26 protein-coding genes are annotated in these 25,824 nt (G+C 47.5%); 5 read left to right on the top strand and 21 right to left on the bottom strand.

Features of this window, described 5'->3' with window-relative positions; translation table 11 throughout:
- Positions 1 to 4: 4 nt before the first annotated feature.
- The 5 genes from H569_RS20285 to H569_RS0112510 form a co-directional block, all read right to left on the bottom strand.
- A complete protein-coding gene (locus H569_RS20285; RefSeq protein ID WP_051273636.1) occupies positions 5 to 2,404 on the bottom strand; it encodes a DNA internalization-related competence protein ComEC/Rec2 in 2,400 nt (799 codons plus the stop codon).
- A gap of 108 nt (positions 2,405 to 2,512) precedes the next feature.
- The gene (locus tag H569_RS0112525) at positions 2,513 to 3,316 is read right to left on the bottom strand and encodes a DUF169 domain-containing protein (protein WP_027365277.1); all 804 of its coding nucleotides are present in this window, start codon (positions 3,314 to 3,316) and stop codon (positions 2,513 to 2,515) included.
- Positions 3,317 to 3,733: 417 nt separating this feature from the next.
- The gene (locus H569_RS22580; protein ID WP_157833530.1) at positions 3,734 to 3,901 is read right to left on the bottom strand and encodes a hypothetical protein; all 168 of its coding nucleotides are present in this window, start codon (positions 3,899 to 3,901) and stop codon (positions 3,734 to 3,736) included.
- Between the two features lie 32 nt (positions 3,902 to 3,933).
- Positions 3,934 to 5,415, bottom strand: coding sequence for a putative sulfate exporter family transporter (locus H569_RS0112515; RefSeq protein ID WP_081411007.1), 1,482 nt, complete (start codon positions 5,413 to 5,415; stop codon positions 3,934 to 3,936).
- Positions 5,416 to 5,671: 256 nt separating this feature from the next.
- Positions 5,672 to 6,322, bottom strand: coding sequence for a ComEA family DNA-binding protein (locus H569_RS0112510; protein ID WP_034630544.1), 651 nt, complete (start codon positions 6,320 to 6,322; stop codon positions 5,672 to 5,674).
- Positions 6,323 to 6,617: 295 nt separating this feature from the next.
- Between H569_RS0112510 and H569_RS0112505 the strand changes: the two genes are divergently transcribed.
- Together H569_RS0112505 and H569_RS22795 are read left to right on the top strand one after the other, a co-directional pair.
- Complete coding sequence (locus H569_RS0112505) at positions 6,618 to 7,472, top strand: HpcH/HpaI aldolase/citrate lyase family protein (protein ID WP_027365274.1); 855 nt, start codon at positions 6,618 to 6,620, stop codon at positions 7,470 to 7,472.
- Between the two features lie 41 nt (positions 7,473 to 7,513).
- Entirely contained in the window at positions 7,514 to 7,657 is a 144-nt protein-coding gene (locus H569_RS22795; RefSeq protein ID WP_169726470.1) for a hypothetical protein, read from the top strand.
- Positions 7,658 to 7,663: 6 nt separating this feature from the next.
- On the opposite strand, the gene H569_RS0112495 is transcribed toward H569_RS22795, so the two are convergent.
- The 7 genes from H569_RS0112495 to H569_RS0112465 form a co-directional block, all read right to left on the bottom strand.
- Positions 7,664 to 8,605 (bottom strand): sulfite exporter TauE/SafE family protein, encoded by a 942-nt coding sequence (locus H569_RS0112495; RefSeq protein WP_027365273.1) that lies wholly within the window; start codon positions 8,603 to 8,605, stop codon positions 7,664 to 7,666.
- A gap of 18 nt (positions 8,606 to 8,623) precedes the next feature.
- Entirely contained in the window at positions 8,624 to 9,016 is a 393-nt protein-coding gene (locus H569_RS0112490) for a hypothetical protein (RefSeq protein WP_027365272.1), read from the bottom strand.
- Between the two features lie 241 nt (positions 9,017 to 9,257).
- Positions 9,258 to 12,515: a DEAD/DEAH box helicase gene (locus H569_RS0112485; protein ID WP_027365271.1), complete on the bottom strand. Its 3,258-nt coding sequence runs from the start codon at positions 12,513 to 12,515 to the stop codon at positions 9,258 to 9,260.
- Positions 12,516 to 12,659: 144 nt separating this feature from the next.
- Entirely contained in the window at positions 12,660 to 13,280 is a 621-nt protein-coding gene (locus tag H569_RS0112480; protein ID WP_051273638.1) for a Crp/Fnr family transcriptional regulator, read from the bottom strand.
- 181 nt (positions 13,281 to 13,461) lie between these two features.
- Entirely contained in the window at positions 13,462 to 14,373 is a 912-nt protein-coding gene (gene cyoE, locus H569_RS0112475; protein WP_027365269.1) for a heme o synthase, read from the bottom strand.
- Positions 14,374 to 14,571: 198 nt separating this feature from the next.
- Positions 14,572 to 15,108: a gamma carbonic anhydrase family protein gene (locus H569_RS0112470; protein WP_051273634.1), complete on the bottom strand. Its 537-nt coding sequence runs from the start codon at positions 15,106 to 15,108 to the stop codon at positions 14,572 to 14,574.
- A 45-nt stretch (positions 15,109 to 15,153) separates the two neighbouring features.
- A complete protein-coding gene (locus tag H569_RS0112465) occupies positions 15,154 to 16,101 on the bottom strand; it encodes an NAD(P)H-dependent flavin oxidoreductase (protein WP_027365267.1) in 948 nt (315 codons plus the stop codon).
- 197 nt (positions 16,102 to 16,298) lie between these two features.
- Between H569_RS0112465 and H569_RS0112460 the strand changes: the two genes are divergently transcribed.
- Together H569_RS0112460 and H569_RS0112455 are read left to right on the top strand one after the other, a co-directional pair.
- Positions 16,299 to 16,553, top strand: coding sequence for a 4Fe-4S binding protein (locus tag H569_RS0112460; RefSeq protein ID WP_027365266.1), 255 nt, complete (start codon positions 16,299 to 16,301; stop codon positions 16,551 to 16,553).
- A complete protein-coding gene (locus H569_RS0112455) occupies positions 16,550 to 18,493 on the top strand; it encodes an aldehyde ferredoxin oxidoreductase family protein (protein WP_027365265.1) in 1,944 nt (647 codons plus the stop codon). Before H569_RS0112460 ends, H569_RS0112455 begins: the two co-directional genes overlap by 4 nt.
- On the opposite strand, the gene H569_RS0112450 is transcribed toward H569_RS0112455, so the two are convergent.
- From H569_RS0112450 to H569_RS0112420, 7 genes are read right to left on the bottom strand one after another with little or no spacing between them, the layout of a single operon-like run.
- Complete coding sequence (locus tag H569_RS0112450; protein WP_027365264.1) at positions 18,479 to 19,258, bottom strand: ABC transporter permease; 780 nt, start codon at positions 19,256 to 19,258, stop codon at positions 18,479 to 18,481. The two genes, H569_RS0112455 and H569_RS0112450, sit on opposite strands and share 15 nt — an antisense overlap.
- Entirely contained in the window at positions 19,255 to 20,175 is a 921-nt protein-coding gene (locus tag H569_RS0112445) for an ABC transporter ATP-binding protein (protein WP_027365263.1), read from the bottom strand. Before H569_RS0112445 ends, H569_RS0112450 begins: the two co-directional genes overlap by 4 nt.
- A 7-nt stretch (positions 20,176 to 20,182) precedes the next feature.
- Positions 20,183 to 20,569 (bottom strand): DUF6941 family protein, encoded by a 387-nt coding sequence (locus H569_RS0112440; protein ID WP_027365262.1) that lies wholly within the window; start codon positions 20,567 to 20,569, stop codon positions 20,183 to 20,185.
- A gap of 31 nt (positions 20,570 to 20,600) precedes the next feature.
- Positions 20,601 to 21,197 (bottom strand): lysine exporter LysO family protein, encoded by a 597-nt coding sequence (locus H569_RS0112435; RefSeq protein ID WP_027365261.1) that lies wholly within the window; start codon positions 21,195 to 21,197, stop codon positions 20,601 to 20,603.
- Positions 21,194 to 21,505, bottom strand: coding sequence for a LysO family transporter (locus tag H569_RS20280; protein WP_051273633.1), 312 nt, complete (start codon positions 21,503 to 21,505; stop codon positions 21,194 to 21,196). The genes H569_RS0112435 and H569_RS20280 overlap by 4 nt, the downstream gene beginning before the upstream one ends.
- Positions 21,506 to 21,525: 20 nt before the next feature.
- Positions 21,526 to 22,383 carry a DegV family protein gene (locus H569_RS0112425; RefSeq protein ID WP_027365260.1) on the bottom strand — a complete coding sequence of 286 codons (858 nt, stop codon included), beginning with the start codon at positions 22,381 to 22,383 and terminating at the stop codon, positions 21,526 to 21,528.
- Positions 22,384 to 22,399: 16 nt separating this feature from the next.
- Positions 22,400 to 24,028, bottom strand: coding sequence for a DAK2 domain-containing protein (locus tag H569_RS0112420; protein WP_027365259.1), 1,629 nt, complete (start codon positions 24,026 to 24,028; stop codon positions 22,400 to 22,402).
- A gap of 128 nt (positions 24,029 to 24,156) precedes the next feature.
- Between H569_RS0112420 and H569_RS0112415 the strand changes: the two genes are divergently transcribed.
- Positions 24,157 to 25,305, top strand: coding sequence for an NAD(P)/FAD-dependent oxidoreductase (locus H569_RS0112415; RefSeq protein ID WP_051273632.1), 1,149 nt, complete (start codon positions 24,157 to 24,159; stop codon positions 25,303 to 25,305).
- A gap of 8 nt (positions 25,306 to 25,313) precedes the next feature.
- Here the strand turns inward: H569_RS0112415 and H569_RS20275 are convergent, their stop codons facing one another.
- Together H569_RS20275 and H569_RS0112405 are read right to left on the bottom strand one after the other, a co-directional pair.
- Positions 25,314 to 25,574, bottom strand: coding sequence for a spore coat protein (locus H569_RS20275; protein ID WP_034630519.1), 261 nt, complete (start codon positions 25,572 to 25,574; stop codon positions 25,314 to 25,316).
- A gap of 40 nt (positions 25,575 to 25,614) precedes the next feature.
- Entirely contained in the window at positions 25,615 to 25,824 is a 210-nt protein-coding gene (locus H569_RS0112405; protein WP_238492546.1) for a hypothetical protein, read from the bottom strand.

Genomic DNA, 25,824 nt, shown 5'->3' with positions numbered 1-25,824 from the left:
GTGCTTAATGAATCTTTTTCTCCAAATCAATTCCTAAACCCTCCCTGGCTGTTTTGACATTTAGTTTTTCTCCATCTGTTTCAAATACCACTGCTCCATCACGATCCGTTCTAAAAATCTTTGCGCCGTTTTCAGATAGCGCCTGCAACGTCGCCTGAGCGGGGTGCCCAAAGCGGTTGTGCTCCCCTACCTGTATCACTGCATAATCAGGTTCTGCAGCTTTAAAAAATTCAGGGGCAAATAAACCGCTGCCGTGATGGGGAACTTTCAGGACTGTGGTTCTTAATCTTACACCGCCGGCAATTAATTCCTTTTGGGCCTCCGCCTCAACATCACCTGTCAATAAAAATGAGACTTTTCCGTATTCAACAGCCAATACCAACGAAGTATTGTTTAAATTATCTTCACTTGCCGGCTGTGTTTCGAATTTCAAATCCGGGCCGATTACATACACCTCAACATTATTATCCAGCCGCAGCGTTTGGCCTGACCCCACCCGGTAAATTTTTATTTTTTCGGGAACGTTCGCCAAAAATTCGCTGTAACCCGGTGCCCCGGTAAGAACCAGCGCGCCAACTTTAAATTTTTGCAGTACGGCCGGAATGCCGCCGGCATGGTCCCCGTGCGGGTGGGTAACGGCCACCGCGTCAAGATGATTAATCCCCAGCCGGCGCAAATACGGCACCACCGTATTATCTCCCACTGCGCGCGCCTTTTCCGGATCGCCCCAAACGCCACCCGCATCAACCAGCATGGCACGTCCGCCCGGAAACCGCATCAGGATGCTATCCCCCTGGCCGACATCAATAAAATGAACTTCCATCAGGCCGCCGGTCCCGTTCCAGGGCCAAAATATAAAAACAGCCAGACATACACCTATTGCAGCATTGACATACCTGCTGATCCCCCATTTGCTGAATAAGGCAAAATCGCCCCTGGCTGTTTGCACCGCCAGCACCAAACATCCATACCAGGCCGGGAAAACATACCAGGGTGGAGTCGCCAGGTATACTTTAGCCCAGGGGAAGCTTTCAATTAAACCGGCCAGGCCCAGAAACAGGTCTACCAGCGCCCCGGTTGCGGAGTTAATAAACCCTGCCAGCGGCAAAAAAATTATACCTGTGACGCAACCTACAAAACCGAACAGCATTACCACCCCTACCATGGGAACCAGCAATAAATTAGCCAGCGGCGCCACTAGAGCAAGCAGGTTAAAATAATAAAGCAGCACCGGCAGCGTGGCAAGCTGTGCGGCAAGTGTCACCTGCAGCGGCATGGCCAGCCAGACGGGCATTCCCAAACGGATGCGCAAAAATGCACCGAGCGCCGGCCCCAGGTAAAGAATACCCCAGGTTGCTGTAAAAGAAAGCTGAAATCCTATCTCAAAAAGATAAGCCGGGTTAATCGACAGGATGACCAGGGCCGCCAGGGCCAACCCGGTCGGCCAATCCTTTTCCCGGCCTAAATATGCCGCAAATAAAACTATTGTGGCCATTAACACCGCCCTTACAACCGCCGGACCCATTCCAGTCATAGCTGCATAAAACAACATTAAAGGTGGGGCCAGGAAAAGTACCGGACGCCTTGGGAGACGTAGTAAACCGGCCAGACCAAGCACCCCGGCCAGAACATATCCCACATGCAGCCCGCTGACACACAGCACATGTGCAACACCAGTATTGGCAAAAATATCCATGGTTTGGTCATCAATTCCGTCCCTGTTCCCGAACAACAGCCCGCCGATTACGGCTGCCTGCCGGTTATCCAGGGTTTGACCGGCTACCTCAGTCAGCCTTCCTTTAATTTTTGAAGCCAACAGCAAGATTTGGCTGCCCGCGCCATTGCCCAACAGCTTTAGGTCCTGATTTTTATTGGCATATAAAAGACACTGTATACCTCGACGTTCCAGGTAATCACGATAATTAAAAGCATCAAAATTGGTTGGTTCCCGTGGAATATAGATCAAGCCGCCAACCTGCAACAGGTCACCATACTGGTAAACAGGACCATTACCCGGTGCCCTGACCAGTACTTTACCACTCGTTTCCAACCTCCGGGCACCCTGTTTAATGCTTTTGGCCTCAATGGTATACTTAACGCTATCTTGCTGTAACTGTGGTTCAGCAGCAACTATACCTTCCAGAGTAACATATCGGCCCGCATATTTTTCCGGACCGTTAGCAGGTTTTTCAGTATGAACACATATAATGGTCCAGCCTAAAATAAAAAAGAGCAAAACAAAGACCCGGCAATTTTCATGCCAGGCCCGGACGCAGTAAAACAAGGCAAAAATCAAAAAGCTAGTGGAAAGCAACAGCAACAAGCCGGGGCTTAAATTAAAGCGCACACCAAATGCTATACCTAATATATAACTTATGGTAACAGCAACTAAAGGCCGGTTCACCTTGCACTCCCCAAAACAGCGTTTATTAACCAATGATAACATATAACACTAATTAATCAAACAAAAAAGGCAGAACCCCAAATGGTTCCGCCCTGATCAATTATAACCTTATGCGTCTTTAAACTTAACCATTGGGCACTTCTTACATACATGCAGCCCGGGCCATTCCTGTCCGGGTGAGCCAACCATCGAAGCTCCGCCGTACTTGGCCGTGCGGTTAATTAATTGTTTAGCCACTATACCAATGTCTTGGCCGGGAATAAAAACGTTAACCTCACCTTTTTCAGTTTTACCGGATGTGTAGCTGCCGGCGCACATCGTGTTCATATTGGGCTTTTGTTCATTGTAACACCATACCATACCGCCACATACCGCTGAATTAACAGTTTGATTAAACTGCAATGTAGGCACTTTTTTGCCTCCTATGTAGTCATTGAAAATGTGATAGGCCTGCAAAACATTAGTAACCATAAAAACAACATCCGGTTCCACGGCGGTTTTGCCCAGCGGTGCGGTCATAAAACCTTTTAATTTGCCAAGCGGAAGCATGGGCTTGGCAAGTAAGCATTTTTTAGCCATATCCCAGTCAGCGGTATATTTAACATGACCGTCGACTTCTTCATCGCTGGCCTCGCGCATACCCAGGCAGGTTTTGGCGTTGCCGCACATCAAGTTGTCAGCGTTGGCCTTAACGATATAGTTATTCATCCGGGAGGCCAGTGCTACCTGGCAAACAGTCATTTTGGGTCCGGGAACCTTTTCTGCTTTAAAATTTTTAAACTCTTCCTCATCCCAGAAAAATTTGACGGCTACCGGGTGATAGTCCAATTTATAAAGGTACTCCAGAGCATCAGCCATCTCGGAATAGGTTAACCGGTCCTTTTCAGCAAGCTCTTGAACATTTAAAAGCATCTCTTTGCCTCCCTAAAAAATTTATCAATAGATTAAAATTGCATTAGAAAAAATTATCTTATAAATAATTTTCAATTATACGTTAAAAATATCAAAGTTTTAACGCATCTGATGTCAGTACAGCGACAAATATAGTGTCTTTATGACGACATAAATATTGTCTTTATCGCGACAAAAAGCGCGCGTTATTATCTATGTTACTTGTATCTGGCGCTCCGGTGGTTCCCTCCGCGCGCTGCGCAATTTCCCTTACTGTCATTGCGAGCGCAGCGAAGCAATCTCAATGGCGCCAACGGCAAGAGGGCTATAATATAAAAAAGGGCTACCCACGTCTCCATATGGGTTCGCCCTTATGTTTTATATACCGTCCTTGATGCTGTGAAAATGTTGCTTTACGTTATTTGATTATAAAATAAGTTACATGAACTTGAAAACAAAGATAAAAACAACCAGCAGTACAATGCCCAGACTTAATGAATACTTAATTAATTTTTTTTCTACCGGCAGCAGGTCATACCATTCCTGCGCCTCCATTTCAGCCTTGACATTGGGCTGTTGTTCAATTTTATATCCCAATTCAGACATGCCTAACACCTCCTAACAGGGGACACGTGCGCCTAGCCGCCTACCACGGGCGGCATAATGCCGTGGTAGAATATCCATGAGATAAAGAGGCCTACCCAAAGTATGAAGCCAAACAGACAAACGGCATATACCACCACGATTTTCCCCATCCCCTCGGCCCATAGCTTACGAACATTGGTAACAAGACCAATGGAAAAAAACGTCAACATAAAAAATATGCCGCGCAGCCCGTTAGCCTGGTCCGCACCGGTTGTGGCCGCCTTGATTGCATGGGGTGCCAGCAAACCAATTAAGAGCAAAATAAAAAATGTCGCCGCGTAACCGATAACAAATTTAGGAAAACGTTCCCAGATTTCCGCAGCGGAAACCTTGTCTCCCTTTTCCTTGCCGTCTCTGTTGTCAATCCTGTACACGGACCAAATGATAGCCAGAATAAAGGCCCAAATGCCAATAAATATATCGATAAAAACTTTGGTTACAGTGGCCGTGGTCAGCATCCATCCGGGTTCCCACTTAATTCCCATGGTGGCAAGCGCCTTGGCACTGATTAACGCATCTGTGATAGCGCCACTGGCCACGGCCCCGCCGTCGCTTTTGACCGCAAGACCCATCCAGGCACCGGCGACGAGAGGCTCCTTATAGAGCAGCATTTCCGCCATCCAGGGCAGCAACAGCAACTCAACCGCTACAAACACAACTATAACGGAGGACAATATAATAGGTATTTGAGGACGCGACCTGATTGCCCCGCCCGTGGCAATGGCCGCCGAAACCCCGCAGATGGAAATGCCGGATGCCAATGGCGCCGCCCACTCCGGTGTAAGCTTGAACCATTTTCGTGAAATAAAATAAACAACCGGCCAATATATTAAATAAGCTTCGACAATGGCACAAAGCCCCCGGACAATAACCGTGGAGGCCAGGTTCATAGAACCCAGGGCCTTAATCCCCAAAGCCGAACCCAATATTACAATCCCCGTTTTAATGAACCACTCAGGTCTGGCGGCCTCCTGCAGATAACTGGCAAGTCCGAGCCAAAAATTACCTATTATTAATCCTACGACCATAGCAATAACAAAGCCTATTTCCTGAGTAAGTCCCATTGACCATGTGATATTCAGTTTAGCCAGCGTGTTCTTGGTAGCTGCAATATGGGCATAACTGCCAAGAAACCAACAACCATACGTCAGAGCAAAAATTAAAGTAAACCCGGTCATATATTTCTTTACATTCCAGCCCATAGCTGTAGCACCAATGGTGGTGGTCACCAGGAAGAATAAATAAGTCAATACCAAAGATACCCAGCCAGGCAGAAAAGCATAATTCTCAGATTGCGGTACCAGCGCTTTGGACGCGCTCAGCCAAACATTGGTTTTGACTGCCCATCCTAATAAATCTGTCCCGACTAAAGGGCCAAGACCGAGCAGGAAGACCAATCCTCCCAGCCAAACAGCCCACCAGTCCTCTGTTTTAAGCAGCGGGGAACGGGCAGGTGAAGTGTTGATTTGATTCACGTTTTTCCCCCCTAAAATAAAGGAATATGCAACGGGTTCTTAAAAATCTGTAAAATATCACCTTCCTTTTATCAAATTGCTTTAAGTTTTGGGTTTTATCACCTCCTTATTTAAATATTTTTGTAATAATTTACAGTTAATTCCTATTCAAAATTACAACCGGTAATGCCATTTTTAATGACTTTTATACTTCCCTATGCGCCTCCTAAAACACCGGCGCACTGCCTAAGCGAGCATAACCGCCAATTTTTTTCAGTTAGTTCACACATATCCGGCTTTTGATCTGTTCGAACCTTTTTTCACCAATCCCCGATACGTTCTTTATATCTTCTACAGCAGCAAAAGGACCGTTTTGAGTGCGGTAGTCAATAATGCGCTGGGCCAGGGACGGGCCGATGCCGGGTAATTCTTCAAGCTGAGCCGGGCCGGCCAGGTTGATATTGATTAAGCCACCGCTGCCGCCTGTGTAACCTGTAACATTTGCCGCTGCATTGAAAGATTGCGTTGCTGTGGGAGATAAGGTCCGGCCCGGTCCCTGCTGCCGGAGTTCCTTTATGCTCAACACGGTAATTTGTTTCCCGTCTTCCAGCGGTGCGGCCAGGTTTAAGCTGTCAAGGGCCGAATCTTCCGTGGAACCGGCTAAATCAATGGCATCGATTACCCGGGAACCTGGCGGCAGGTGATAAACTCCGGGTTTTTTTACCTCACCCGCCACATGGACAACAATTTCACGCGGTTCCTTTGCACTCTCTTCCTCAGCTAGGGATGCTTTACCGTCTTGCTGCCCGGAGACCACAGCATCACCCGCCGTGCTGCCTGCTTGCTTGACCTTGGCGTACTTATACCCGGCGCCAAACAATATAACAGCAGCAATAATTAATATTACCACCTGGTGCCTTTTTTCCATTTGCAACAAAGGCACTCACCTTCCCATTTGTTATCGTCTTTCCGGCATCAATTTATTGATACCTGTATACAATCTCCATATAAGCTTTTCGCTGCGACAGCATTACTTGCAGGTAATTTTCATAGCGTAACCGTCGTTGATCAAAGCAAAGTTCCATGGACCGGCCGGTAAGCTTTATCAGAGCATAAAATCCGAACCTTGGATAATTTAATAGGAAAAATGTCACTGACGTCGAAAAATAAAACAAATAAAACAATATCAACCATATTTTATCATTGAAAGGAATGTATATCATATGTTTTTTTACAGGTGTATATTATTTGTGCCTGGCATTGACCGTAAAAAAATTACCAAAGCTTTTTCGCTGGGCGCCGACGCTGTGGTTTTAGACTTAGAGGATGCAGTGGCGATAAGTGAAAAGGACACTGCCAGGTCGGTTGTGCAAGAGGTTATCAATACCGAAAAATTGCCGCCTGCCTTTGTGCGCGTCAATGGTGTTCATACAAGGTATATATTAAGGGACCTGCAGGCAGTGGTAAACTCCGGGGTGCTCGGTATTATGCTGGCCAAAGCAGAGTCGGGGGAGGAAGTCAGGATGGCCGACTGGTTGATCGGGCTGCTGGAAGAGGAAAAGGGGATCCCGCGCGGCACCCTGGAATTAATCCCTTTTATTGAAAGCGCCAGGGGTATTGAAAGTGCAACCGAAATCGCAGCGGCATGCCCGCGGGTAAAAAGGCTGGCCCTGGGCGGCAATGACTATACCGCAGAAACCTGGACCACATACTCTGAAGAAGGAACCGAACTGTTTTATGCCCGGTCGAAGTTAGTTGTCGCATCAAGCGCGGCGGGCATTGAGCCGCCGGTAGACACAGTCTGCCCGTTCATCAAAAACGTTGATTCCCTGCGCCGGGACGCCCTAAGGGCACGTAAAATGGGCTTCCAGGGTAAGCTGGTAATCCACCCTGCTCAAATAGAACCTGTAATTAATGTATTTAGCCCCACAGCCAAAGAAATCCGGACTGCCAAAAGGATCATCGCCGCTTTTGAGGAGGCGGAAGCAAGTGGAACCGGCGTAATTCAACTTGACGGCAAGATGGTTGAGTACCCCATAGTTAACCGCGCCCGTCAAATATTATCCACACTTAAATAAAGTTTAACCCCGGGGGTAAAATATTTCCGGGGTGATAATTTATGAAAAAAAAGAACAAGAAAAAAGATGAGCCGTCAGTTGCTCCGGGCATGACTGATTTTCTGGAAAAAAAAGCCACCCGGGAGGAAAAACGCAAAGGCGATTTTACCCGGGTGACCAGACTTTCTTATAATGAAACAGACTAAATTTTATTAAACGATTTTAATTCCGAAACCCGCTAATACATAGCCGATTCCGATATACGTCAGAACTACAGCCAGGAAAATCTTTAAGTACTGGCCTTTGATATACTTGGATAATACGGGGCCAAGGTAGGAACCCACGATTACGCCAATTACCTCAAAGCCTAACATGGCATAGTCCAGGCTGCTGCCCATACGAAGGTAATTGGCGATACTGGTGGCGGAAGATACCAGGATTGAGAGCACGGAAGTACCTGCCACGATAAACATAGGGAAACCCAACATGCTGCTCAGGTAAGGCACCAGCAGGAAGCCGCCGCCGACACCCAGCGCAGCGGAAATAATGGCGACAAGCAGGCCGGCGATAAAGGGAGACAAAGCATTGTATTTAAAGGTTTCGCCAGCGAAAGTAAACGTATTGTTAATTCCAATTTCTCTAAACTTAACGCCGATATCTTTAAGTTCGTTCATTCTGCCCGCTGCTTTTAATTCCTTTACCTTATCTTCAAAGGCTTTGTTGGCTTTTTTAACGTTTTGTTGTTTAGCCTGGGCGGACGGCAGCATTTCCAGCCAGATTTTAACTGCTATAAACAAGGTGATAGCGCCGAATAAAGGCTTATAGCTTTTCATATCCGGCAAAAAGGTATGGGAAAGATACGACCCGATCAAGGCACCGGCTATGCCGCCGAGGCCCAGAGCTACAGCCGCAGGCACAACCAAGCGGCGCTCTTTGAAATATAAGGGGGAAGAAATTACCGGGCTTATAAGGGTTAAAACCTGGTTCATAGGTTTTACAATATTGGCATTTTTTAAACCAAAGATAGTGATGTGACCGACACCGGCCAGAATCCCACCTGCGGCGCCAACCGTTGAAAAAACATAACCTACAAATAAAGACCATAAAATCAAAAATATGGGGCTAACATGCACACCGGCCACTGAAAAATCCATCTACATTAACCTCCCAAGTTAATAAATTTTCGATAGGCAGTCTCTATTACGTTTATATTTTTTATAAAGATAATTCGCCAACACTGCCAGCACAATATATACAATTACAACAGACAATTTATCGCCAAGCGCCGGCAAGCTAACCGGCAGTTGGATTGAACTGATTTTCGTGCTTATTAACGCAAGTAGAAAAAGGTGGGGTACAAGAAAACGAAGCCCGTCAAAAAAAGCATATACAAAATATTTCATCAATAATTCGTTTGATTCTACCTGCAGGCTTTGGTAAATCTGACGGTTGCCAATTTCCAGAGCTATATTGGAAAGTTCCTGCAATTCCCTGATCCTGTCCTCCAGTTCCTGCTGCTTGGCACGGTTTGGATGAAACCATTTATCCAACAGTGCGCTTACCATAACTCACCACCTTTCTATCTCAGTTAATTATCACAATTATTAATACTAAAAATAAGTTTAGCAAATAATAGATACGCTTAATGTCAGCAAAATGACAGCCAAAAGTCATCTTGGTGACATTAAAAACGTCGTGCCGGCGACAAACCCAACTGCACGCGTGCGCGCAAAAAAACGCGCGCTTTAAGTCAATTCCCATTCGCACGCGTTTTAATATTCTAATCCTACGATCTAGTTATTATCGTTAGTTTAAGCCTGACCCCAATAGATCAAGGAGTTCTTGTTCGGTCATTTTGGAGAGCATTGTTTCCCCGGGCTGGATAACCGAATCAATCATCGCCTTTTTCTTTTGTTGGAGGTTATATATTTTCTCTTCAATGGTGCCCCTGGTAATTAGCTTAATCACCTGGACCGCATTTTTCTGGCCAATGCGATAAACCCGGTCTGTTGCCTGTTCTTCCACGGCCGGATTCCACCAGGGGTCATAATGAATTACCATATCCGCGCCGGTTAAATTTAAACCGGTCCCACCGGCCTTCAAGGATATTAAAAAGACGTCCCGCGCACCTTTATTGAATGCCTGCACCATCTGACCCCTTACCTCTGCTTTGGTGGAGCCATCCAGATAAAAATAATCTATTTGCTCAGCATCAAGCAGCTTTTGAATAATACCGAGCATGCCGGTAAACTGGGAAAACAGCAGAATCCTGTGACCGCTTTTAACGGTGTCCTGCAGAGTTTCTTTTAGATACAGCAGCTTACCGCTGTCACCTCTGTAGTTTTCCAAAAATGTGGACGGGTGACAGCAAATTTGGCGCAGCCTGGTCAGAACCGCCAAAATTTGGATTTGACTGTTTGCAAACCCCCTGGCTGCGATTGACTCTTCAATTTCACCCCTGGCCTGCTGCAAATAGGTAAGATAAATTTTCTTTTGTTCCCTGGTTAAATCAGTGAGTACCCTGCTTTCTATCTTGGGCGGCAGCTCCTGTAAAACTTCTTTTTTCATCCTGCGCAAAATAAAAGGAGTTATTTGTTTTTGCAATTCTTGCAAAACTCTTTGGTTCTGGTCTCTGATAACCGGCCGCTCATATTTTTTCACAAATTTCTGGTGGGATAACAGGTAGCCGCGCATGACAAAATCAAAAATGGACCATAATTCAGTCAAATTATTTTCCATGGGAGTGCCGGTGAGGGCGAAATAGCCCCTGGCTTTAATAATTTTTACAGCTCTGGCGTTAAGCGAACCGGGGTTTTTAATATGTTGCGCCTCGTCTAAAAAGCAATAACCAAAATAAAAATCCTCGTATAACTCTATGTCACGCCTGATTAAAGCATAGGAAGTAATTACTAAATCCGCATCTTTAGCCGCCTTAATTTGTAATTCCCGTTCCCTGCGGGTTCCTGACACCACCACAACCTTCAAACCGGGCGCAAATTTTTCAACTTCATCCTGCCAGTTGTATACCACCGAAGTGGGCGCAATCACCAGGCTGGGGGCCTGTACCTTTTCCTTTTCCGAGATAATAAAGGCAATAGCCTGGATCGTTTTTCCCAGCCCCATATCATCGGCTAAAATTCCACCCAGGCCATACGCAGCCAGCGCTTTAAGCCATTTAAACCCTACCTTCTGGTAATCCCTCAGTTCACCTCTTAGATTCTCGGGGGGATTAAATTCCAGGTCCCGGGGTTCCGTAATATTTTGCACCAGTTGTTTAAATGCCGGGTTTTTGGTGAAATGCAAGTCAGCTTCCTTAAGGCACCGGTCAATATACAAGGCTCTGTACCGGGGCAATTTAATTACATTTTTTCTTAAATCCTTTTCCGTGAGATCAAGCATATCGAGCATATGCAGCATTTGGTCCAAATTAACTTCGGGTGTATCCAATTGCAGAAATGAGCCGTCTTTAAGCCGGTAATACTTCTTTTTCTCCCTGAGGGACTGGAATATGGCGCCCATTTCCGACATATCAATGTCTTCCAGCTCAAAAGAAATTTCCAGCATGCCACTATCCTCAATCAGGCGAATCCCTCCGGAGAATGCTTTAGCATTCCGGAAGCGGATTTTGTGGAAACTCTCGGAATAATATACTTCCGCCACTTGCTGAACTTTCGGCAAGAGATGCTGCACGAAATCATATATCGCATCTTCCTGCTTTAAATATAAACTGCCATTTTGAGTCCTGAACTCAGCCTGTTCAAACAGGCTTAATATTGCCTTTTCCCCTGCCGGGTCGCGCACAAGAATTTTATCCCCCGTGGCCGGTGGAGACTCTGCGGCAAAAGGATTGATGCGGACTTCACCGTAAACGAATTCAACTTTGGCTGTAACGTCGTCCCCTGCCCTGTCTAAATAAACTTTCGCCATTAAATCTTCTTGAAGCAAACTATCCTGTACCACTGGCGAAAGATCAATCCGGCCTATTTTTTTAACCACCGGCAGTACTTCTGCTATAAAACGATCCCTTTGCCGTTTGGAAAATCGAATGCCATCGGGAGATTGGGCAAATGCATTTACCAAAGGCGCAAAAAATTCTCTCTGATAATTAGAAATTTTATAAACCCTGCCGCCGTAAAAGAAATATTCCCCGGTTGCAACCAGAGGGAATATATCCATCTCTTCCCAGTTCAGTAACAGGTCATTATTTTTTTTATCCAGTAAAAAGCGTAAAGGCAAATCCTGCTCCAGTATTGGCACATTAATAAACTCTTGGTTAAATATCTTGATATTGAAGCCTTCGGAGGGCAGCAGCGCCAACAATCTGAGCGCCAGCGACCTTGTTAATAAAACCTGCTTACCCTTAAAGAGCCTGCCTTGAGCACTTTGCCAGCCTCCGTACCAGTAATCTTCCAACATGCTCTCTTCAATTTCATACATTTCCTGCAAAAGATCAATTACCGGACCAATTTTAGGACTGAACGCGTGGCTGTAAGGAGAATAAGTAAAATTCTTGCCAAAGACGATAGTTTCTCCTTTATTCATGGCCTTCAAAAGATTTTTAACGTTTTTAACAACATATAATTTACCCTCCCCCATGCGCAAAGTGAGAGAAGAGACCACATGACGCGCCATACCCCTCATTTCATTCCCGTAATCCAGGGTTAATTCCAAATCCACTGGAATTTTGGGCGGGTCATTAACACCATTAAAATAATCTAAAATACTTTGCGCCAGTACATTTTCATGAGTGTTACTTTTATTTTTAGCCTTAACCCTGGCCTTATCGCGAAAGGCCAGTAACACCGCAACAATATGCTTACATGCACCCTCGTATTGAAAATACGCGGGGCAGTCACAAGATATGTCATAAACTTCACCATCTTTTGAAAAGCCTATTTCAACTTCGTACTGCTGTTCGCCACTAACCAGGGCGGAGAGGTATAATTCCTCTTTATTGAATTTTAGGGCAGTCACCCTGTTTTCTTTATAATATTGCCATCCCCTTTGAAAAACCTGGCTATTATCCACTAACTCCATTATCGCTTGATCACTTAGTTTAAGCATATAACACCCCGTAAATACCACAAAATTTTCAAGTTTATTTTACTAAAACCAGTGACATTTCGAAATAAAAATATAGCGGCCAAAACTATGGCCGCCATGCAATAATTAAATTGCAGTTATTATAGTTATTTTAAGCCTGACCCCCTAGATGACCCATTTGGCGAGTTTGTCGGGGTTTATTATCCTTATCGCCCTGCCCTCGTAGACGATGCTTTTCTCTTGTTTAAAGGTATTTAGTAGCGAAGTCACCGTCTGGCGGGATGTCCCGACCATGTTGGCTATTTCCTCATGGGTAAGCTGCAGGTTGATTTTAATCCCGCCTTTGGACTGCACACCCATTCTCTCGCCCATTTTTATCAGCATCATGGCCAGCCTGCCCGGAGCCTGCCAGCATACCATTTCGTGGATGATGGCTTCCGCCTCGCGCATCCTGGCACCCAGCAATTTAGCAACCTTTATTGCTAACATGGAATGCTGGGCCATTAATTCTTCAAATTTACTTTTGGTCATAACCACCATAGAAACGTCATTAATCGCTCCGGCAAAACATGTACGTTCAGCTCCCGCCAAAGTTTCCGCCAGGCCCATCATTTCGCCCGGGCTGCGGATGCTTCCCACTGTAACCCTCCTGCCGTCCGCGGAAAGCCTGTAGATTTTAACCCATCCGCTTTCGATTAAGTACACCCGGTCGGATATATCACCGGTGGCAAAAATTATGTGGCCCTTGGGGTAATGAACAGTTGAGCCCGCCTCCCTGATCAGCATTTTTTCAGCTTCATCCAATGCGGGTTCGGTGCGGAGAATATTATTGGCGTTAAAATCAAGTATTTCGTTAAAACTGTTATTGTTCAACCAGGCCACCTCCTTTGTTAAAAAAACCAACAAATTAATGTGTTAATTAATTAAGTCAAACACAATTTTATATTTTTTTAAATATTTACGCAAGCTATAAATACAGATCTATCATCATGGCTAAAAAGATAATAAACAGGTACGGGCTGGACAATTTGTATAAAAACCAGGCTTTTTTTTGCTCGGGAACAAGGAATAAGTAAATATTACCGGCAGTTATGGCTATACCGCAAATTACAGCACATACCAGATAAAACATGCCAAAGGCTCCGGTTAAATATATACCGATAGATAAGGAAAACATGCCTATTACGGTAAGCATGATGTATAACAACGTGCGTTTTATATCACAAACCACCGGCAACATGGGTACGCCAACATTGCGGTAATCGTCCTTATAAAATATGGCCAAATTCCAGATGTGGTTGGGAATCCATAATATTACAAGCAGCGCTATAAGTACCGGCAGCGCCTCAACTTTGCCCGCTACCGCCGTCCAACCAAATAATGCGGGCAAACCGCCGTTGAACCCGCCCAGGATGATGTTCCAGGAACTCTTTCGTTTGAACCACAGGCTGTAGATACCAACATAACCCAACATACCGGCAAAAATGCATAAAAAAGATTCCGGATTGAGGGTCAACGCTATTCCCAAGGCGGCGATAAATTGAGCCAAACCCCACACCAGTGCTTTCACCGGTGGGGCTATCCTGCCGGAGGGAATTGGACGATGCCTGGTTCTTTCCATGATGGCGTCTATGTCCCGGTCCACGTAGCAGCTTACCGTATTAACTCCTGAACAAGCCAGGGTGATGGCCAGGAGAGCCTTGGTAAGCACTAACGCCGTCATGCCGTATTGAGAGGCGGCTATCAACATGGTGACCAGCGCGGTAAAAACCAGTAAAAATACTGACCTGGGTTTGGTAACTTCAATGTAATTCTTTATTGAAAACAGTATTTCTTTCAGAGGCGGGCCTGTCCCCACTCCGGTCGGACTCACTTGCACTGTGTTTCCTCCGTTACAAACAAATTCTATCTTTAAATTCCTTAGTTTTATAATTAATTATACAGGAGACTTATGAGTAAACGTACTAAGTATTTTATCATAAATGGACCAGTGAAAAAAAGCTGAAATAATCCCCAGCGGTTCACATGAATACGGGTGATTCGGTACAAATCCAACAGCACCAGGCAGAAAGATTTATTAAATGTCGGGATTATCCCCGGCACCACGGTAGAATTTGGCACGCCGGCTGTAGACTCTGGCCATTTCCCCAAAATTATGCACTTCTTCCGGAGTAAGCTGTCTCACTACCTTGGCGGGAGAACCCAAAGCCAGCGAATTAGCCGGAATCTCCTTACCCTGGGGCAATAGTGATCCCGCACCAAGCACGCTGTTGGCACCGATTTTGGCTCCGGACATAACAATGGCGCCCATACCGATAACGGCCCCGTCACCCACGATACCACCGTGCACGATGGCATTATGTCCCACTGTAACATTATTGCCGATAACCAGAGGGAATCCCCTGTCCTGGTGTAGAACCGCACCATCCTGGATATTGGTGCCGGCGCCGATTGTTACCTCATCAACATCTCCGCGAATTACCACGTTATACCATACACTACTGTTTTCACCAATTGAGACCCGGCCGATAATTTTGGCTCCAGGCGCTACAAAAACAGTTTCGTGCAGCTTTGGCGTTCTTCCACCATAGGAAATTATCCGGTTTTCTTTCATCAGGCACCTCCGATTCTCCAGCAGTTACAATTACTCTGGTACATGCTATTCAACCGATTCCACTTCGGCAACAATCCGTTTAAAGATATCTTTAACCGGTAATATATCTTTAATTTGATAAACATTTTGCCCGCAAAATACCAGCCCTTCATCAACCTGCCCGGTACGTGAGTTTTCAAGCGCATCCATGATGCAGTATTTGTGCGAGCATACCTTTAAACAATTCCGGCACTTTTCAGGGTTTGGCTGGCTGCCCTGCTGCAGCTTTTCAACAAATTCGTTGCGCAAAGCCCTTCCCGGCAAGCCCACAGGACTCTCCACAACCACCACATCCTCAGCCCTTGCCTTTAAATACATTTCCTTAAAAGCTTTGGCAACAGCGCACTCTTTGCTCAGTACAAACCTGGTCGCCATTTGAACACCATCGGCACCCATTTTTAACGCCTTGGCCACGCCAAAGCCATCAATAATGCCTCCGGCAGCAATTACAGGTATTTTAACCTTTGCCCTTATTTCGGGTAATATATCAAATAATGAGCGGTTGGTGCCAAGGTGACCGCCTGCTTCAACACCCTCTGCCACCACCGCGGCCGCCCCGTACTTTTCCGCTATGGCTGCAAGTTTTCCGGATGACACAATGGAAACCACAGGGATCCCACATTCTTTTCCCCATCCAAATACATCACGGGAAAAGCCGGCCCCGGTGAATACAATATCAATTTTTTCCTCCAGAGCGGTACGTACCATTTGGGCAAAATTACGGATGGCGAACATAATATTTACCCCAATGATACCCGAGGTTAAATCCCGTGCTTTTCTTATTTCCACCCTGAGTTCATCAGGGGCCATCCCTGTGGCGCCCAGCACCCCGATACCACCGGCTTCCGCCACGGCAGCTACAAGCGGGGCAGTGGAAACGCGCAAGGCCATACCTCCCTGAATAATTGGAAACCTGGGTATTAGTTTACCAATTTTAATTTGCGGCAATTTCAACTCAAATACTCCCTTTCACAATATCTAAGCATATTTTTTATCGTAATCCATTATTTAATAATCTGCAACATAAATTAAAATTATAATCCATATTTTACAACTATGAAGACGTATTTTATAATTTGCAGGGTTGGTTCAAAATTTATTGAATATTTAAATATAACCATTAAATTTTAACAAAAAAGTTGGTGATATTTATGGCCAAGGAGCTGGCCGTCCGACCCCGGCACTGTATCGGATGCAGTACTTGCGCTCTGACGTGTTCGTTAATTAATCATGGAAGCTTTGATCTTAATCTATCAAATATAAAAATTTACCGGGATGATTTTTTAGGCAAATTTGAGCTGCGTTTTTTATCTTCCTGTTCCGGCTGCCTGCAGTGCGCCCGGGCCTGTCCCTCCGGGGCGCTCAAAGTGCTGGAAACCGGGGAAGAAAGGGGTGAATCGTCATGAACAACTACCGCGGATATGCCGGGAAAATACTGGACATTAATTTATCAGACGGAAAGATAGAAACCATTGATTTGGAAAAAGAGTTTTGCCGAAAACATCTTTCGGGTTTGGGTTTCAACGCCAAAATTTTATTGGATCAGATTCCGGCCGGGGCTGACCCGCTGGGGCCGGAAAATATTATTGTTTTTAACGCGGGAGTCCTGGTCGGCACCAACGTCCCCACTGCCAGCCGGTCCGAGGTCTCAGCCAAATCGCCGGCAACCGGTCTTTTTGGCACCGCCAATTCAGGCAATTACTGGGGCAGCGAACTGAAATTCGCCGGTTATGACGGAATCATTATCCGGGGCAAAGCGCCCCGGCCAGTGACTATCAGCATCCGCAACGATGCTGTAAACATTTTACCGGCCGGCCACCTGTGGGGCAAAGACTGCTGGCATGCCATAGCCGCCTTGCGCAAAGAACTGTCCGAGCCGGAACTGCAGGTTGCCGTCATCGGACCGGCGGGCGAAAACCTGGTTAAATTTGCCAGCATTGAAAACGGCCCTTATGACGCCTGGGCCAGAACCGGGCTGGGCGCGGTGATGGGCTCCAAAAATTTAAAGGCCATAGCCGTCCGGGGCACAGGGGCTGTGTCAGTTGCGCGCAAAAAGGAATTCGTTGAAGCCGTTACCGCTACCAGCAAGGCAATTTATGCTTCCCCCTTTTACGGCCCCTTCGAACGCTTCGGCACCATGCTGGTCACCATACCCTACCAGGAATTCGGCATCCTGCCCGGCAGGAATTTTCAAACCGGGGTAATTGACGGCTGGCTGGAAACCAGGAGCCGCAAGCTGGTTCCCCGATACAGCAACCGCGGGGTGGCCTGTATTGCCTGCCCCATAGCCTGCGCCCACTGGGTTGAGGTCAAAGAAGGGCCGTACAGCGGGTTAAAAATGAAGGATATGGAAGTAACACCGGTTATTGGGTTCGGCGCCGGCTGTGATATCAACAACCTCCCCGCCATTGCCCGCCTGACCGAATCCTGCCAGCGGCTGGGCGTGGATATGGTATCCGCCGCCGCAGCGGTGGCCCAGGCGATGGAACTGTTTCAAAAGGGACAGCTTACCGAAAGCGATCTGGGTTATAAATTATCCTGGGGCGATGAGGAATCCACTCTAAACCTGCTGGAGGATATTGCCTACCGCAGGGGCGCCGGCGATATCCTTGCCGAAGGTACCCGCAAAGCCGCCGCCCGGCTGACGGGCAGCGATTCCGGCGCCATTCACGTCAAGGGCTTGGAATGCTTCATCTTTGACCCGCGCGGGCGCTGGTCCACCTGGAGCCTGGGGTTCATAACCAATACCAGGGGGGGCGATCACCTGCGCACCCGCAACCCGGTGGAAAACCTGCGCTATAACGAAAACCCGGTGCCTTACCGAACTGAAAAATTCGCCTTCCCGCAAACCATGTACGACAACTTGGACATGGACCCGGCATTAAAGCAGCAAATATTCGACCCCGCCACTTTGGATATACATATACCCAAAATGAGCAAATGGTCCGAAGACCTGATCGCGGTTTATAATGCCACCGGACTGTGTATCAGGCCGCCGGTTTTACACACCGTCGGACCCACACTTATTTCCGGATTGTATTCTGCGCTTACGGGCATAGACCTTTCGCCTGAAGAAACGATCAGGGCCGGCGAAAGGACCTGGAATTTGCAAAAACTTTTTAATATCAAGCACGGGGAAAAACCTGCCGACAGTGATTACCCGACACGGTTTTACAATGAGCCCGTCGGTAACGGCCCGGCCGCCGGCCGTAAACTCGACCAGTCCAAGGTAAAGGAAACGCTGGCAGAATATTACCGCGCACGCGGCTGGGACGAATCCACCGGCCGGCCCGCCAAAAGTAAGCTGTCCGAACTGGGAATAGACCCTAATTTACTTGATCAATAACCTGCGCATCAAATACAGGGCCAGGGGCACCAGCAGCAGCGCTAGAACGGCAAGCCAGAGTATATCGGCCAAGATATACGTTCCAACGCTGCCGTTGATCATGCCCCTAGCCACCCTTACCGAGTGATATAAAGGGCTGAGCCAGGCAGCCGCACGCATGGCCGGGGCCAGGTCATCCACAGGGAAAAACACCCCGGACAGCAGAAACAATGGAGTTACCACCAGTGAGAAAAAGTAATTAAAGCTATCTATGCTAGGAACCAAACCAACCCACACCATTGACATGGCAGCAAAGGTTATACCTGCCAGTAAGAATACCGGAGGCGTCAGCAAGGCCCAAGGGGACCGCACCAGTCCCAGCGCCAATATAACCAGTAATATCACCGTTCCGTACAGCAGCGATTTAAAGCCTCCCCAGAGCATGTCTCCCAACACCACGTCATCAGCGCTGGCCGGAGTGGCAATTATAGCGTTATAGATCTTTTGAAATTCCATTCTGATGAAGCTGCCGTATGTACACTCGTAAGCCGCGGCAAACATGGCAGAGGTTACGGTAAGGCCGGGAGCGATGAAATTAAGATAAGGCAAACCCTCCATCGGGCGTACATAGCTCCCCAAACCGACACCCATGGCCGCCAGGTAGAGCAGCGGTTCCACAAAATTAAAGGACATGCTGACCATCCAGGTACGGCGGAAAACGGTAAAATTACGTTTAAAAACCTGGCATACCAGTTCAGATACGTCCGGAAGGAATGGCTGAATCATTCTTCGACAAGCCCCCTGCCCGTCAATTTCAAAAAGACATCCTCCAGCGTGGCCGGCCTGAGGTACAACCTCCCTACACCCAGCTGCCCCAACAAGCGGACAAGTTCGCGCCCGTCGAGGGGATATAAATATAAATTATCTCCCACAACCAGGTGCCCTTTGATAAAATCTTTCGAGCTTGCAACAATTTCTGTTGCGGCACCTGCGCCTTTGACCACTTCCACAACTTCAGCTCCAATATGTCGTTCCACCAATTTACCCGGTGCCCCTTCCTCAACAATTGTACCACGGTGCATAATTATCAGCCGGTCGCATAAATGCTGGGCCTCATCCAGGTAATGAGTAGTCAGCAGCAGGGTTACACCGCGCTCGCGCAGGCTGTTTAACTGCTGCCATACCACATGCCTGGCCTGCGGGTCAAGTCCGGTTGTGGGTTCGTCTAAAATAAGCACCTCCGGTCTGTTAATTAAGCCCCGGGCAATGGTCAGCTTCCTTTTCATACCTCCGCTAAGATCATCAACCTTGTGATTGGACCATTCCTCCAAACCAAAAACCCCCAGCAATTCCAAAGCCCTTTCCCGGGCTTCAGCTGAGGAAATTCGATAAAAGCCGGCATAGCTAACTAAATTTTGTAATGCCGTCAGATCAGGGTCAAGATTGTTTTCCTGGGCCACAACTCCCATTCGTGCTTTTATCTCCCTGGGCCGACTGAGCACATCCATCCCCAATACAGTTATCTCTCCCGCAGTAACCGGGGAAAAGCAGTAAATCATTTTAACCGTTGACGATTTACCTGCTCCATTGGGCCCCAATATACCAAAACATTCACCCCGGCGCACCTGAAAGTTAATTCCTGCCACTGCGGTGAACCCGTTGTATTTCTTAACCAGATTATGTACCTCAATTACATTATCCATATTAATCTCACTGTTTGATCCCGGCGGGCGCCGTTATAACGTGCAGCGGAAAACGGCCCGCCGGTTCGCCCTCCAAATAAATCTCAAAATTATATATGCCCTCTTCCGGCAGAGGCAATTCGGCATTAATAATGGTGTTGTGATAGGGGCTGGACGGGCCGATGGAAAATTGAAAATCATTGATTTCCAAAGTTACCCGGCCCCCCGGAGCCAGGAACCTAAGGCCGAACCTGTAGGTCCCCGGCACGCCGCACCACCCCACCACCAAAAAGCATTTGTATTTGGCCGGGTATAATAACGGATGGATGCGGTAAAATACCCCTTCCAGTGAAAATTTACCTTGTTTTGACGTAACCCTGTCACAGATTACAAAAGTACAAAGAACCGGCTTCAAAGGATCACCGCCATTAGGATTTGGAATTAAGTTATAAATGGATCAAAACAGGGACCAGAAATGGAACCAGTGAAGACAGAATCGTCCCGTTCACAACGGCAATAACGGTGGTGTCCGCATCGGTGGCTTTAGCGATTAATGGTAAAGTGGTATCCATAGTGGTGGCTCCTCCGGGTGAAACAGCTACAAGGTTGCCAAACTTGGCCGCCAGCACGGGAATAAGCACAAAAGCAAGTAATTCCCTGCTGACGTTGGTTAAAAATGCCAGCGCGCCGGTTTCAACACTGTATATTTTAGCTATCAGCACACCGGACAGGCTATACCAGCCAAAGCCCGCCCCGATCGCCGAAGATTCATTAAACGGCATACCTAAAAAAGTACCGCCGGCCACCGCCCCGGCCAGGCTGCCCACTGCTACAAGAACGGGAACGAGCAATATCTTCCACCCCAAAGCCCGCAGGCGCAGCCATGTTTGACGCTGGCTGCCGAGGTCAATTCCCACCCCCACCAGCATAATGCACAAAGCCAGCGACGTGGCCTGATCCAGGTAGCCCAGCATACCGGCGGGAAGTATCCAGTAACCGAACAGAGCACCGGCCAGAATGGCGCCGACAACAATAAAAGTCAACGATCCTCCCTCCCCTGCCAGTGGGATAGTTTTTGCTCAAGGTCCCGGTAAATATAATTCCGGGCGAAATAAACCAGTAAAACACTGCCGGCCACACTACAGCCGGCCAGAACAGCAGCTTCCACACCTATCTGCCCAAGTTCACCCAGGATTTTTTTATTGCTGCCGAGCTGTGCACCCATTGAGGCAAGTAAAATTATTAGCCCCAGCATAGTAAAAGTATGTGTTACCTTAGCCCCCCTGGCTGAAAGAGGACGAAAATAACCGATGAGAATACCTGCCGCCAGGCTGATAAAAATTAAGGCCATGATTTTTTCTCTCCATTAGTTTAGAAGTTAACATATTTGTACGGGCAAACGGCAAGACCTGATAATCCAGGACCAACATGGGCGCCAACAACGGAACCCAGCCGGCTGTCCATAATTTCAATGCAGTTTAATTTACTTTTAACCAGCTCTTGTAATGCCTGGAGTCCCTCGAAATCACTGCCGTGGGTTAAAAAACAAAACAACGGGCTGTCGCCGTAACTTTCACTGATTAATTGAACCAGCCTGCTAATTGCTTTCTTTCTGCCCCTGATCTTTTCGTGGGGGTAAATCAACCCCTCGCGTATGGTCAATATGGGCTTTACATTCAGCACTGTACCCAGAAAAGCCTGCGCCCGGCCAATCCGCCCGCCGCGCTGCAGATATTCCAGAGTATCAACCATAAAAAAGACTCGGTGATCGGTCATGATGTTGCAAATCAGGGTTATAATCTCTTCCCTGGATAAGCCTGCCGCCGCCGCACGGGCGGCCGCGAGGACCATCATTCCCAGCACGACGCTGACTGCCTGGGAATCCACAACTTCCAGGCCATCATAATTTAACATTTTTTTGGCCAATTGCGCTGACTGGATAGTACCGCTCATGTGGGCAGAAATATGGATTGAAATTATATCCGCCGCTTGATCAACCCATTCTTGGTAAAATTCAGTAAATTCAACCGGTGACGGCTGGGAAGTGGTCGGCAATTCTTTACTTCCGGCCAGGTGGGTAAAAAAATCACTGGAGTTTAACTCTACTCCGTCCAAATAGCTTTCTGGCCCAAAAAAAACTTTCAAAGGTACCACAGATATGTTATATTGATCAACCAGTTTTTTGGGAAGATCAGCAGTGCTGTCGGTAACAATGTGCACTTTATTCATTATTAACACCTGCCTTTTACTCAACGGAAATCAGAAAATGATACAAAGGCTGGCCCCCATAATGTACCTCAAAATCAATATCAGGAAAGTCAGCCTGAAGCTGGTTGGCTATTTCCCGGGATTCCACCCCTGTCATATCTGAACCATAATACAGACTGGCAAGACTGGAATCCTCGTCGAGCATCTTTTGTATTAGAGTATTAACAACCCCCGTTAGGTTGCGGCCTGCCACCACCATAACGTCGTCGGCCAGCCCGATAAAATCCCCCGCTGCAATAGTCATGCCGTTGATTACTGTGTCCCGAACAGCCTTGGTCACCTCGCCGGTCTTAACATCAGCCAGGGCTTGCTCCATTTTAGCTTTATTGTCAACCATAGTGTCATCCTGGTTATAAGCCAGCATGGCGGCAAAGGCTTGTGGTATACTTACCGTTGGAACCACGGCTGCGTCCTTATCAATCAGTTCTGCCGCTTGGCGGGCAGACATCAGAATATTTTTGTTATTTGGTAGAATTATTATTGAAGCTGCGTTTACTTTCTCTGCAGCTTTAAGTAGATCTTCCGTTGAAGGGTTCATGGTTTGACCGCCTTCAACTACGACATCCACCCCCATACTTTCCAGGATGGTGGCAATACCTTCACCGGTGCCTACCGCCAGAACACCCACCGGTTTAGCTGCAGTTGTTTTATCGCCGGTTTTTTTAAAGTCCTGGTTTTGTTCTTCCATATTGCTGACCTGTACTGAATTAAGACTACCATATTTCAATGCACATTCCAAAACCAGCCCGGGATGATTGGAATGGATATGAACCTTGGCGATCTGGTCATCTCCCACCACCAGCAGGCAATCACCATAAGGTGTTAGTTCCTGGCGCAGAGTTTCGTGGGGTATGTTGCGGCCCATTAGAATAAATTCTGTGCAATAGGTAAACTCAATTTCCGCGCTGAATTCCCTGGCCCTGGTCCCGGCAAATTCTTTTTGCTGCGTAGCGGCTAAATCAAACAGCTCAATATTTCTTTGGGCGGCAGCATCCTTTAAGGCCTGAATAATTCCTTCCAGGATAACCACAAAACCTTTGCCGCCGGCATCCACCACGCCTGCCTCTTTAAGAACAGGCAGCAAAGCAGGCGTCTCATCAAGGGCATGCCTGGCAGCACGGGAGGCCAGCAACAGCGCCCGCACCGGGTCATTGCTCCTGGCAGCGGCCCGCTCAAAAGCATCAGCCGTTTTTCGGCTGACCGTAAGTATCGTCCCCTCCACCGGGTTGCCTACTGCTTGGTACGCAGCACCGGCGCCACTGCTGAACGCCCGGGCAATATCCCGGGCTCCGGCCCTGTCCAAACCTTTTAGCGCCTCAGCAAAACCGCGAAAAATTTGCGAAAGTATTACCCCCGAGTTTCCCCTGGCGCCCAGCAAACAGCCTTTGGAAAGGGCTGCAACCACTTCACCAATCCTGTTATTATCCACTTGTTTTGCTTCCTTGACTCCGGAGAGCATAGTAAGATACATATTAGTTCCGGTATCTCCATCCGGCACCGGAAAAACATTTAGCGCATCTATTTCCGCTTTATTTTCCGCCAGCAGGTTTACCCCGCCAACCAGCATATATTTCAACTGTTCTCCGTCAAAAGAATATATGTACAACAATACATCCCCCTTGTAAATAACTATGCGCGCAGGTAAAATACCTCCAGTATTAATTCTTCATTTATACAAATTGCACCTTTTTAGATTAACATATTTTTACGGGAGTAATTCAAGGAGGGATCATCTTGGCTGTTACCGCAGACGTGATTATTACCGGTGCCGGTGTTATCGGCCTGAGCACAGCCTATAATCTGGCCGCTAAAAAACCCGGTTTAAGCATTGTGCTTGTAGAAAAAGAAAAATTCCACGGCGCGGGGTCAACGGCACAGTGCACAGGCGGAATAAGACACCAGTTTGCCCACCCTTTAAACATTACTTTAACCAAAATCAGCTATCCTTTTTTCCAGCGGTTTGCTGCCCAAATGGAATACCCAATATATTTTCGCAAAAGGGGATATCTTTTTGTAACCGGGGAAAGTTCAAAATATGCTTCTCTCTTGGAAATGAAAACAACTATGGACCGGCTTGAAGTACCCTCGGAGATTATCGGGCCCGGGGAGATTGCCGGGCGTTACCCCTTTGTCCGGACAGAGGATCTAATAGGGGGCAGCTACTGCCGGCTTGACGCTTACGCAGACCCCTATGGGGTAATGGAAGGCTATTACCGGCAGTGCCGCCGGCTGGGGGTTAAAGTGTTTTGCAATACCGAAGTAAGCTCGTTAATTACCCGAAATGGTCGAATCGAAGGGGTTAAAGCCGGCAGCTTTGAAGCACGGGCACCGGTGGTAGTTAATGCAGCAGGCCCGCACCTGCACCTAGTGGCCCGGCTGGCCGGGATTGATCTACCGGCTGCCCCGTACCGCAGGCAGGTTCACATGTGCGCCCCAATGAAGCAGATTCCTTCAGATATCCCGCTCATCGTCGACCTGGATACCGGGTTTTATATACATGCCGAAAGAAACGGCATCCTGCTGCTGGGCGGCACCGACAGGCAAACTTCTCCGGGTTTGGACCCGGTGGTGGACAGATCCGGCCTGTTTGAATTCATTGAGGCGGCAACGCAGCGCATACCCGTGCTTGAAGACGCCGAGATAACAGGTATTTATGCAGGCATCAGGTCACTAACACCCGACGGGCTGGGCATTTTGGGCGAAACAGAATTACAGGGCTTTTATTGCATCGGAGGGTTCGGCGGAAACGGGTTTATGCACGCGCCGGCTGTAGGGTTGATCGCGGCTTGCCTGATCCTTGGCATTAACCCGCCGGTTGATCCGGCCCCCCTTTCACCCCAAAGGTTTAACGCCATCAGACAGAAAGAAACGGTGGTGTTTTAAAATATGTGTTAATAAGGCAGCTTCCGGCCGGCTTCTGCGTTATCTTTTGATGGGCTGGAAGTTTCCGCTGCGTTTATTTGATGCCAATTTCGGTCCCGCATCAGATTAAAAACCTGGCGCTGCAGATTGATCTCTTCATTGTTTAGTTGAATCAGGGTATTGCGCACATTATCATTGGCAACTTCAAGTACAGCGTTGTGATAATCAACGAATATATCCTTGGTGCTTAGCAATAGGTCGGTAAGTATGTCCTTATCGTTAAACTGCATAGTTAAACCCCCATAAAATTAATTTCCCTTATCAATCTGTTTAGTGTTGAGTTAATTCTGAATAGAAGTCTGCGTTATGCAGCATGTTGTTAAGTATGCTGATATGATGCTGCCCTTTTTCAGCCATCTGCTGCAGTATTGCCTGAACAGCGGAATCCTGGCTGGCGCTCATATAGACCTGAACTTTTTTGGCACAAATCCGCTCAGCCCGCAATTGAGACTCTATCGCCAGTCTTTCGGCGTCTGTCAA

The organism is Desulfotruncus alcoholivorax DSM 16058 (assembly GCF_000430885.1).
GTDB classification, from domain to species: domain Bacteria; phylum Bacillota; class Desulfotomaculia; order Desulfotomaculales; family Desulfallaceae; genus Desulfotruncus; species Desulfotruncus alcoholivorax.
Note: the sequence above shows the minus strand (reverse complement) of the source record. Positions and strands in the feature narration are given on the sequence as shown.

Bases quoted from the DNA above. Each gene is read 5' to 3' on its own strand.
- H569_RS0112525 (WP_027365277.1), bottom strand. From the start codon at position 3,316: ATGCTTTTAAATGTTCAAGAGCTTGCTGAAAAGGACCGGTTAACCTAT.
- H569_RS22580 (WP_157833530.1), bottom strand. From the start codon at position 3,901: ATGTCTGAATTGGGATATAAAATTGAACAACAGCCCAATGTCAAGGCT.
- H569_RS0112510 (WP_034630544.1), bottom strand. From the start codon at position 6,322: ATGGAAAAAAGGCACCAGGTGGTAATATTAATTATTGCTGCTGTTATA.
- H569_RS0112505 (WP_027365274.1), top strand. From the start codon at position 6,618: ATGTTTTTTTACAGGTGTATATTATTTGTGCCTGGCATTGACCGTAAA.
- H569_RS22795 (WP_169726470.1), top strand. From the start codon at position 7,514: ATGAAAAAAAAGAACAAGAAAAAAGATGAGCCGTCAGTTGCTCCGGGC.
- H569_RS0112495 (WP_027365273.1), bottom strand. From the start codon at position 8,605: ATGGATTTTTCAGTGGCCGGTGTGCATGTTAGCCCCATATTTTTGATT.
- H569_RS0112490 (WP_027365272.1), bottom strand. From the start codon at position 9,016: ATGGTAAGCGCACTGTTGGATAAATGGTTTCATCCAAACCGTGCCAAG.
- H569_RS0112485 (WP_027365271.1), bottom strand. From the start codon at position 12,515: ATGCTTAAACTAAGTGATCAAGCGATAATGGAGTTAGTGGATAATAGC.
- H569_RS0112480 (WP_051273638.1), bottom strand. From the start codon at position 13,280: ATGCTGATCAGGGAGGCGGGCTCAACTGTTCATTACCCCAAGGGCCAC.
- H569_RS0112470 (WP_051273634.1), bottom strand. From the start codon at position 15,108: ATGAAAGAAAACCGGATAATTTCCTATGGTGGAAGAACGCCAAAGCTG.
- H569_RS0112460 (WP_027365266.1), top strand. From the start codon at position 16,299: ATGGCCAAGGAGCTGGCCGTCCGACCCCGGCACTGTATCGGATGCAGT.
- H569_RS0112455 (WP_027365265.1), top strand. From the start codon at position 16,550: ATGAACAACTACCGCGGATATGCCGGGAAAATACTGGACATTAATTTA.
- H569_RS0112450 (WP_027365264.1), bottom strand. From the start codon at position 19,258: ATGATTCAGCCATTCCTTCCGGACGTATCTGAACTGGTATGCCAGGTT.
- H569_RS0112445 (WP_027365263.1), bottom strand. From the start codon at position 20,175: ATGGATAATGTAATTGAGGTACATAATCTGGTTAAGAAATACAACGGG.
- H569_RS20280 (WP_051273633.1), bottom strand. From the start codon at position 21,505: ATGGCCTTAATTTTTATCAGCCTGGCGGCAGGTATTCTCATCGGTTAT.
- H569_RS0112425 (WP_027365260.1), bottom strand. From the start codon at position 22,383: ATGAATAAAGTGCACATTGTTACCGACAGCACTGCTGATCTTCCCAAA.
- H569_RS20275 (WP_034630519.1), bottom strand. From the start codon at position 25,574: ATGCAGTTTAACGATAAGGACATACTTACCGACCTATTGCTAAGCACC.